Origin of the sequence: Pelotomaculum isophthalicicum JI (genome assembly GCF_029478095.1) — a bacterium.
GTDB lineage: Bacteria > Bacillota > Desulfotomaculia > Desulfotomaculales > Pelotomaculaceae > Pelotomaculum_D > Pelotomaculum_D isophthalicicum.
The window spans coordinates 1-9166 of the sequence record NZ_JAKOAV010000059.1 but is presented as its reverse complement, the minus strand read 5'-3'; the positions used below and the strand labels follow the sequence as shown (position 1 = coordinate 9166).

The 9166-nt window shown below is 44.4% G+C and carries 5 protein-coding genes; all 5 read left to right on the top strand.

Annotated features, from left to right (window positions below; all coding sequences use genetic code 11):
* Positions 1 to 25 precede the first annotated feature (25 nt).
* The 5 genes from L7E55_RS17055 (at position 26) to L7E55_RS17035 (ending at position 8642) form a co-directional block, all read left to right on the top strand.
* Entirely contained in the window at positions 26 to 181 is a 156-nt protein-coding gene (locus L7E55_RS17055; RefSeq protein ID WP_277445564.1) for a hypothetical protein, read from the top strand.
* A gap of 179 nt (positions 182 to 360) precedes the next feature.
* Complete coding sequence (gene glgP, locus L7E55_RS17050; protein WP_277445563.1) at positions 361 to 2496, top strand: alpha-glucan family phosphorylase; 2136 nt, start codon at positions 361 to 363, stop codon at positions 2494 to 2496.
* A 239-nt stretch (positions 2497 to 2735) separates the two neighbouring features.
* A complete protein-coding gene (locus L7E55_RS17045; RefSeq protein WP_277445562.1) occupies positions 2736 to 3362 on the top strand; it encodes a DUF4912 domain-containing protein in 627 nt (208 codons plus the stop codon).
* A complete protein-coding gene (locus L7E55_RS17040; protein WP_277445561.1) occupies positions 3356 to 6199 on the top strand; it encodes a 1,4-alpha-glucan branching protein domain-containing protein in 2844 nt (947 codons plus the stop codon). Before L7E55_RS17045 ends, L7E55_RS17040 begins: the two co-directional genes overlap by 7 nt.
* A gap of 37 nt (positions 6200 to 6236) precedes the next feature.
* Positions 6237 to 8642, top strand: coding sequence for a sugar phosphate nucleotidyltransferase (locus L7E55_RS17035; RefSeq protein ID WP_277445560.1), 2406 nt, complete (start codon positions 6237 to 6239; stop codon positions 8640 to 8642).
* Positions 8643 to 9166: the final 524 nt, after the last annotated feature.

Genomic DNA, 9166 nt, shown 5'->3' with positions numbered 1-9166 from the left:
ACAATGAATGGCATATGCGGTCCATGTGAGTGGCGTTACATTTCTCACTTGCTTGGCTGATTGGCAAAACAACTCTCACGCCATTGACGGTGAGAATCCCACCGTCAAATTACGTGAGAAGCAACAAGATCTTGATAAAATAAAAGAAACGATTGAAGATCAGGGGTACGACGTAAAATAACTAACAACGCGAGACTGAGAATAATGAAAGATCTGGACGGCAAAAATCCAGATCTTTTTTTGCATACTAAGGCGGTGATTTTTTTATTTCTTCAGAAGAATCATTGGGCTAGTCTCCTGCATATTTTGAAAGTACCCCTTAAATACCGGGGGAATATGTCGGGGGAATAGGGTGACGACATGATGGGAACTGTCGCATATTTTTGCTCTGAATTTGGCATTAACGAGTCATTGCCATTTTATGCCGGTGGCTTGGGGTTATTAGCCGGGGATCATCTCAAAGCGGCAAATGACTTGGGTCTTCCGCTCGTTGGGGTAAGTCTCTTATATCGCAAGGGTTACTTTCAGCAACGGATCACTTTAGACGGTATTCAGGAGGCCTTATATCCGAAAATTAACCCGGAGGATCTCCCTCTCGCCCCAGTTTTAAATGAACCGGGAGAACCCGTGCTCGTTGAAGTAGTCCTCAAGAATCGTGTAGTGAAACTTATGGCTTGGTGTGCAATGGTGGGTACGGTGCCGGTTTATTTTTTGGATGCGGACATCAAAGAAAACCAAGCGGAAGACCGTTGTCTGACCGCTAAACTTTATCCGGGCGAACAAACATCTAGGTTGGAACAGGAAATCCTCCTGGGGGTAGGTGGAGTCCGGCTTCTCAGAAAGCTTGGATTTCAACCGGCTGTGTGGCATTTGAACGAAGGTCATGTAGCTTTTCAGGTGTTGGAAAGGATACGAGAATACTTACTCCAGGGGATTCCCTTTCTGGCTGCTTTAGAAGCCGTCAGAGCGAGTACGGTTTTTACCACCCATACTCCGGTTCCAGCCGGACACGATACTTATTATTTTGAATTATTGGATAAATATTTGGGGGATTTTTACAGACAGTTGGGTGTTGGGCGAGAAGAAATATTGGCGCTGGGAAAAGTGGGGAATCAATTTAACCTTACCCGTCTGGCCTTAAGAACGTCATCCGGAATTAACGGGGTAAGCAAGATCCACGCGGATGTTACTAAACAGCTTTTTCAGAATTGGTCCCCGGATATTCTCTGGCAGGACATTTCCGTAGACGCCATTACCAACGGCATTCATACAACAACCTGGCTGGCGCCGGAAATGAAGGAACTATTTGATAAATACTTAGATAAGAATTGGGAATTAAAAATTGCCAATAGCGCTTTGTGGGAGCCAGTCAGGGAAATCAATGATCAGGTATTGTGGAACACGCATATGCGAATCAAGATCCGTATGCTCGAACATCTTAAATTGCCCGTACATCTTTCTGGTTTTCTGGTAGTTGGGTTTGCCCGGCGGTTTGCTGCCTATAAAAGAGCCACGCTGTTGATCCATGACTTGGAGCGATTAGATCGTATAGTTAATCACCCGGAACGGCCGGTATGCATTATCTTTGCCGGTAAAGCGCATCCGGCGGACGGTTTAGGACAGGAGTTATTGCGCCGGATCGTCGAGGTTGCCAGGATGGACCGTTTCCGGGAGCGGATATTCTTCATAGAGAATTATGATATTGAAAATGCCAAACAACTTGTGCAAGGGGTTGACGTCTGGCTGAATACTCCCGTTAAACCCATGGAAGCCAGTGGAACCAGCGGTCAGAAAGCCGCTGTCAACGGAGTAATAAATTGCAGTATCTTAGATGGATGGTGGGACGAAGGATACAACGGCGCTAATGGATGGGCAATCCCTTCGGTGGCAGATGCCGACCAGGCGGAAAGAGACCGTGTGGAGCGAGAGTCATTGTATAACTTGCTGGAGAACGAGATAGCGCCGCAGTATTATCGGCGCAACCAGGAATCTCTTCCCCGGGAATGGATCCTGATGATGAAAGAATCTATTTGCTCATTGACTCCGGTTTTTTGCACAGACCGAATGGTTATGGAATATCAGAATAAATTATATTGTCCAGCTGCAGATAGAGGACTCAAATTTACCGCCAATAATTTTGAAGTGGCGCGACGTGTCGCCGATTACAAGCAGTTTATCCGGAATAACTGGCACTATGTTCAGGTTGAAACAGTTGAGTTAACTGATTCATTAATTCAAAGCCAGATACGGCTCGGTCCGATTTGGCACGGTGATGTAATGGTTGAATTTATTTATACGGATGCTCTGGGAGAGATCTGGCGGGAAAAACTTGAACTTAAGGGTCTATTATCACCGGGAGTGCATATATATATGGGTAGGTTCCGATTTGGTTCAGGGAGTTCATTGAAGTCAGAAGCCAATATTCGGGTGGTTCCTGTCAGTCCTGATTTTGCCAATGACTTTGAGTTAGAGTTGACGACCTGGGGACGAAGGTAGTAAAAAGCGGCGGGATAGATTATTCCGCCGGTATTTTTTTGTCAATGGAAAAAAAGTTTATCCAGATTTCTTTAGAAATACTGAAAATTATCTGTAATATTACGGTTAATTCAAAAATTGATGTATCCTGGTTGGGGATTTATGACATGTATGAGGGATTATGTAAGATGACTATAGGAATAAATTCCATTATTATAAAAATCTGATAGTATACATTTAACATCTAAACAGGAGGCAGTATGGAGCGATTAAATGAAAGCGCGAACCTATGGGAAGAGGAAAGGCAACCTCCGCTAAATTTATTGAATCTGGACAACTCAATAATGGAAGAATCGTGGAAGCGCAACTGGCAGGTTAACCGGCTTGTTTTACTAGTTAAGGAACCAACGACTATATTTGTTTATTGGGAATTAAACGATTTACGAAAGCAACTAATTTGTGAACATTTTCAACGCACCTGGACCGAGCTCCCCCTTTTTCTTCAGGTGAATGATGTCACGGATCTTGAATTTAATGGATATAATGCTCACTCCAGTCGCAGAATTCCTGTGCATCCTTTATTTGACCACTTGATAATTAGCGGGGTACAGGCGAAGCGGAGATATTTGGTGGACTTCGGAACACTAACCCCGCAGGGAGGTTTTTTTACAATTATTCGCTCAAATATAGAGGAAACTCCCCCTGCACATTCAGACCATGGAGTCGGAACTGGTTTGCGCTTTGCTGCTTGGCCCGGACCAAATAGTAACTTGGATGGTCTCAGGGAAAAACAACTCATCAAGGGTCCTGAAAAGCAAGTGGCATGGTTAACCCAGTTTGACGGATATTCGCTAGCGCAGCCGGATGGAGGGCAGAAAAAATGGTAAAAGGATATTTAGCCTTAGCTTTACACGCGCATTTACCTTATGTCCGCCATCCGGAGCGGGAAAATGTTCTGGAAGAACGTTGGCTCTATGAAGCAATTACAGATGCTTATATCCCTCTATTGCAGGTATTTCAAGGGTTAATCAAAGATGGTGTGGATTTTCACCTGACCATGTCGATGACCCCGACTCTTTTATCGATGTTAAGCGATGAACTCCTTATCAGTCGTTACATGAAACATATTAACGGCCTGATTAAATTAACTGAGCACGAAGTGGAACGGACGGGAGCCCAGCCGGAATTTAATCATTTGGCAGTAAGCTATTTGAAGAGATTTAATGATGTTCGTTCATTTTATTTAGATTGCGATTGTGATCTTGTCCGTGTGTTCAGAGAACTGCAGGAATCGGGACATATGGAAATCATCACATCGGCAGCGACACATGCTTTTTTGCCCTTGGTCCTCAGCGAAGAAGCAATCCGGGCACAGGTTAAGACCGGCATAAGTTTTTATGAGAAGCATTTTAACCGCTCCCCGCGTGGTATCTGGTTGCCGGAATGCGGCTTTAAGCCGGGTTTAGACAAAATCTTAAAAGAGTGTGGGCTTCAGTATTTCTTCACTGAATCGCACGGAGTGGAAAACGCTCAGCCTGCTCCTGTTTTTGGGTTGCTTTCCCCAGTGCTGACACCGTATGGTTTGGCGGCGTTTCCCCGTGACGTTGAATCTTCACAACAAGTATGGAATGCGCGTATGGGTTATCCGGGTGATTATGATTACAGGGAATATTACCGGGACATCGGTTTTGAACTTGATGAGGAGGCGGTTGCGTCCTTCATTCATCCGGATGGCATCCGTTTAAACACCGGCATCAAATACTTTAGGATCACAGGGCACGGGGAACATAAGGAGCCTTATAATCCGGATTGGGCTTATACAAAGGCTATTCGGCACGCAGAGCATTTTTTAGCTGAAAGGCAAAAGCAAGTAGAGTACTGGGCGGGTCAAATGGGCCGCCAACCGGTGGTTTCCGCTCCGTATGACGCCGAACTGTTTGGACATTGGTGGTATGAAGGGCCACTATGGTTGGATCAGCTTTTTAGAAAGATTTACTTTGACCAGGAAGACGTCAAAACGATTACACCTTCAAAGTATTTGAGTCTTTATAAAGATTATCAGGTCTGTGAACTTGCCATGTCCTCATGGGGACGCAACGGTTATGCAGATGTATGGCTTGGAGAGGAAAATGACTGGGTTTATCCCGCCCTGCATCAAGCTGAAAAAGACTTAATCAGGCTTGCTAACAATATGATCAGGCCGCAGCCATTTGAAAGCAGGGTATTAAACCAGATGGCCAGGGAGCTTATGCTGGCTCAAAGCAGTGATTGGGCCTTCATCATGGATAATAAAACTGTGGTCGATTATGCGGTGAAGCGAACAAAATACCACGTAAACCGCTTTAGCAGGCTGAAAGTCATGATTGAGTCGGGGGAAATTGATGAGAAATGGCTGAGTACGGTTGAGCAGATTGATAACATCTTTCCAGATGTCGACTATCGTGATTATCGCTCAAATTATCCGGTTTATCATTTTCTTGCGAAAAGAAAAAGCCCACGGGTTTTGATGTTATCCTGGGAGTTTCCGCCGTTAGTTGTAGGAGGTATATCACGGCATGTTTACGACCTTTCACGTCATCTGGTAAAAAAAGGTTGGGAAGTGCATGTGGTAACAAGTGAAACCGGTAACACCCCCCATACAGAGATGGTAGAAGGAGTGCACGTTCACCGGGTTCATGTGATGAAACCTGATGGTGATGAGTTTCTGCATTGGGTTTTCCAACTTAATTTAATGATGATTGACAGTGTGCAAATGTTAGTTGACTCGGGCCTGGATTTCGATCTCATTCATGCCCATGACTGGCTGGTCGGCGATGCGGCGAGGTCTCTGAAGCAGCGTTATGGCCTGCCGCTGATTGGGACGATTCATGCGACTGAACATGGGCGCAACCAGGGAATTCATAATGATTTCCAACGAAACATTCACAGCCAGGAATGGAGACTTACTTATGAAGCGAAGCGCGTCATTGTCTGCAGTACGTACATGAAGCGTGAAGTTCTTGATATATTTCAATTGCCTTCAGAAAAGGTGGATATTGTTCCGAACGGGGTTGATGCAGGGGCGCTCTGTATAAAGGATACTGCATTTGTTCAATACTCAAAAGAACCTTATGCCGGGGCTCATGAAAAAATCATTTTATTTTTCGGCAGGCTGGTCCGGGAAAAAGGAGTACACACCATGATAGAAGCCATACCTTTAATATTGAAGGAATGCCCGGATGCCAAGTTTGTCATCGTCGGCAAAGGCCCGGCTCTGCCGGAACTGGAGAGACAAGCGGCAAAACTAGATGTGGAATATAAAGTATTATTCACGGGCTTTTTAACGGATGAAGAACGGAATCATTTGCTTAATATTGCCAGTGTGTGCCTTTTTCCTAGTTTATATGAACCGTTTGGCATAGCTGTCTTAGAGGCCATGGCAGCGGGAGCCCCGGTTGTTGTATCAGATGTCGGGGGTTTGGGCGATATTGTTCAGCATGGCCATAACGGACTAAAAATGTTACCGGGAGATGCTGCTTCCTTGAGCCGTCAGGTGATTGAAATAATCAAAAATGAGGATTTGGCACATGCCATGGCGGATATAGCCAGAAAGGAAATTGGCAGATTCGATTGGCACAACATCGCCGAACATACTATCGGGGTTTACCTAAAGGCGATGGATAGAGAGACGGAGAAAAGCGCTCTTACGCAGGCAGCTACTATAACTGATCAAAAATCGGTTTAAATGGCCTACTTTCTGTACGAAAGGAGAAGATTTTGACATGAAAGCAGTTATCATGGCCGGCGGAAAAGGAACGAGATTATGCCCCCTCACATGTTTTCAACCGAAACCAATGGTGCCTCTTTTAGGTCGTCCATGCATGGAGTATATTATTGAACTGTTAAAAAGACACGGAATCTTCAATATTGCCGTGACACTTCAGTTTTTACCGCAAGTAATCAAGAGCCATTTTGGTGATGGCGCAGAGTATGGTGTACATTTAACCTATTTTGAGGAAACCACTCCCCTGGGGACAGCAGGGAGCGTCAAAAACGCGGAAGAATTTTTGGACGACACGTTCGTCGTAATCAGCGGTGACGCTTTGACTGATTTTAATCTAAGCCAGGCTATCGATTTTCACCGCCGGAAACAAACTATGGGAACTCTGGTTCTAACTAAGGTAAACGTACCACTGGAATATGGCGTGGTTATGACCGAGGAGGACGGGAGGATCATCCGCTTTTTAGAGAAACCCAGCTGGAGTGAGGTCTTTAGTGATACCGTTAACACAGGAATATACGTTTTGGAACCGGAGATTTTAAAATTATTCCCCAGGGAAAAAGAATACGATTTCAGCAAGGACTTGTTTCCGCTGGTGATGGAACGGGAACAGGATTTATATGGATTTGTGGCTCAGGGTTATTGGTCGGATATAGGGAGTCATTCTCAATACCGGCAAGCCCAATTTGATATGCTCCTGGGAGAAATTCAGTTGCCGGTCAATGGTTTTGAGGAAGCGCCGGGCATGTGGTTTGAAGAAGAGATAAAAATTCCTGCTGACGCTAAGATAGAAGGCCCTTCCTATATTGGCCGGGGAACGATTATTGATCCTGGGGCGGTCATCGGACCTTATACCATTATGGGCCGATATAATCGGGTGTGTGAGGGCGCGTATACGGAGCATACCGTGATGTGGAATCATAACTATCTGGGAAAAGCCGTGAGTTTGAGCGGGGCGACTCTTGGCAATGGAATATATATAGGCGCGGGCAGCCGTGTATATGATAATGCGGTAATCGGCGAAAAAACTGTAGTTAAAGATTTAGCCGTCATCAAGCCAGGTGTAAAAATATGGCCTGAGAAAACGATCGCGGCTGGAACGGTGCAATCATCTTCATTAATTTGGGGTGGATCTGTGTCGAGCAGTTTGTTTGGTTCAGATGGAATAAGTGGAATACCTAATTGGGAATTAACGCCGGAATTCATCGGCAAAGTAGCTTCAGCCTATGGTTCCCGCCTTCGCCTGGGAGTGACGGTGTGTGTAAGCTGTGACGAAGATTATTATAACAAAATTCTTAAATTTTCTGTTATTTCCAGTTTGCTGGCTACAGGGGTAAAAGTGCGTGATATCGGAACAACAGTTACACCGATTGCCCGTTTTGAGTGTCGACATTCTCACAGTGACGGGGCTATTCATATACGTCAGGGGGGTGGCGAAGGGGTAAAAACAGTTTGTGTCCAATTTTTTGACAGAGAAGGATTGCCGATCGATAAAGACATGGAGCGAAAGATAGAAAATGCGTATCTGCAAGAGGACTTTACCAGGCCCAACGTTTCTCAGTTAGGTCTGTTAGAACAGGTACCCGCAACGGTCAAACATTACCTGGAGGAGATTCTTTCCCGCGTAGACCTGGGAATTTTCTATGCCCGGCGATATAAGGTGGTTTATCATTGCAGTAGTCCGCTGGTTGTCTCCATCCTGTCACAATTGTTGGACAGTCTTGGTTGTGAAGCAATGGGGATTCTTAACGGCACAACTCCTTTGGCTAAGGTAGTAATGGACAACAAGGCGGATCTGGGCATTGAGTTGGATACCAGTGGTCAAAATATGCGCTTAGTGACAGAAAAGGGGAAAGTTTTATCTGAGGAGGAACTTTTAGTACTCAAAACGTTGACAACCTTGAAGAATCGTTCCCCTATCGCTATTCCTGTAACGGCTCCATCAATCCTTGATAATATGATGGAGGAGGCGGGAGTTTCGGTTGTACGGACAAAAGCAGTTCCCCGTTCTTTGCTGGAAGTTGGTAAAAATAATTCACTTCAGGTTCATTACGATAGTTTTTACTCTTTGGTTTCCATTATGGAATACCTGATTAAAACAGGTACTAACCTGCATAGTTTCATCGAAGAACTACCTGAATTTTACATCAGTATGAGAGATGTTATCTGTCCTTTTGAAGCAAAAGGACGCGTTATGCGTTGTTTAATGGAAGAGATCAAAGATCAGAATACTGAACTAATCGATGGAATTAAAGTGTTGACGGATGATGCGTGGGCTCTCATCCTACCCGATTCGGAAAAAGCGTTGTTTAAGGTTGTAGCCCAGGGAATATCACGAAGCAAGGCTGAGGAATTAACAGAGAAGTACAAGAACAAAATAATCGCGTATAGCAGATATAATAATTAATAATTCAAGGAACTCTGTACCTAGTTTTGTTGGGACGCAGAGTTATGTCCACTAAAAGGATGAATTGGTAATAATATTCTAAGGGCAGGCATATCGTTTAGATTACCTGCCTTTAGATTGCATATTACTTGATTATTATTGCTACAACACCAACAAGCTTATTACTCCTGTCAATACATCTCCTTTTAAATGCAATAGTTTGCCCCATTGCCATCCATGCCTTCCTAATCAGAGTCCGGAATTAAAGAAATTTACAGTAAAACAATACTGTCGGATGGTATAGTGTGTTACAATTACCGTGTGTTTATTGAGATATAGACTGCCACGGAAATTGCATTTTTGCCGTATAAGGAGAGTATTATGCCAATTCTTACTTTTCCCCATTTGGGGGAGTCATATAGTGTTGCCGCTGACAATATTTGAACCAAGTCTGCCAGAGATAAATGACTACAAAAAGATAAGATTACATGGGCCAAACAGACGGAATTAAATAAAGCATATCATAAGAAATGGCTACCTAGAGT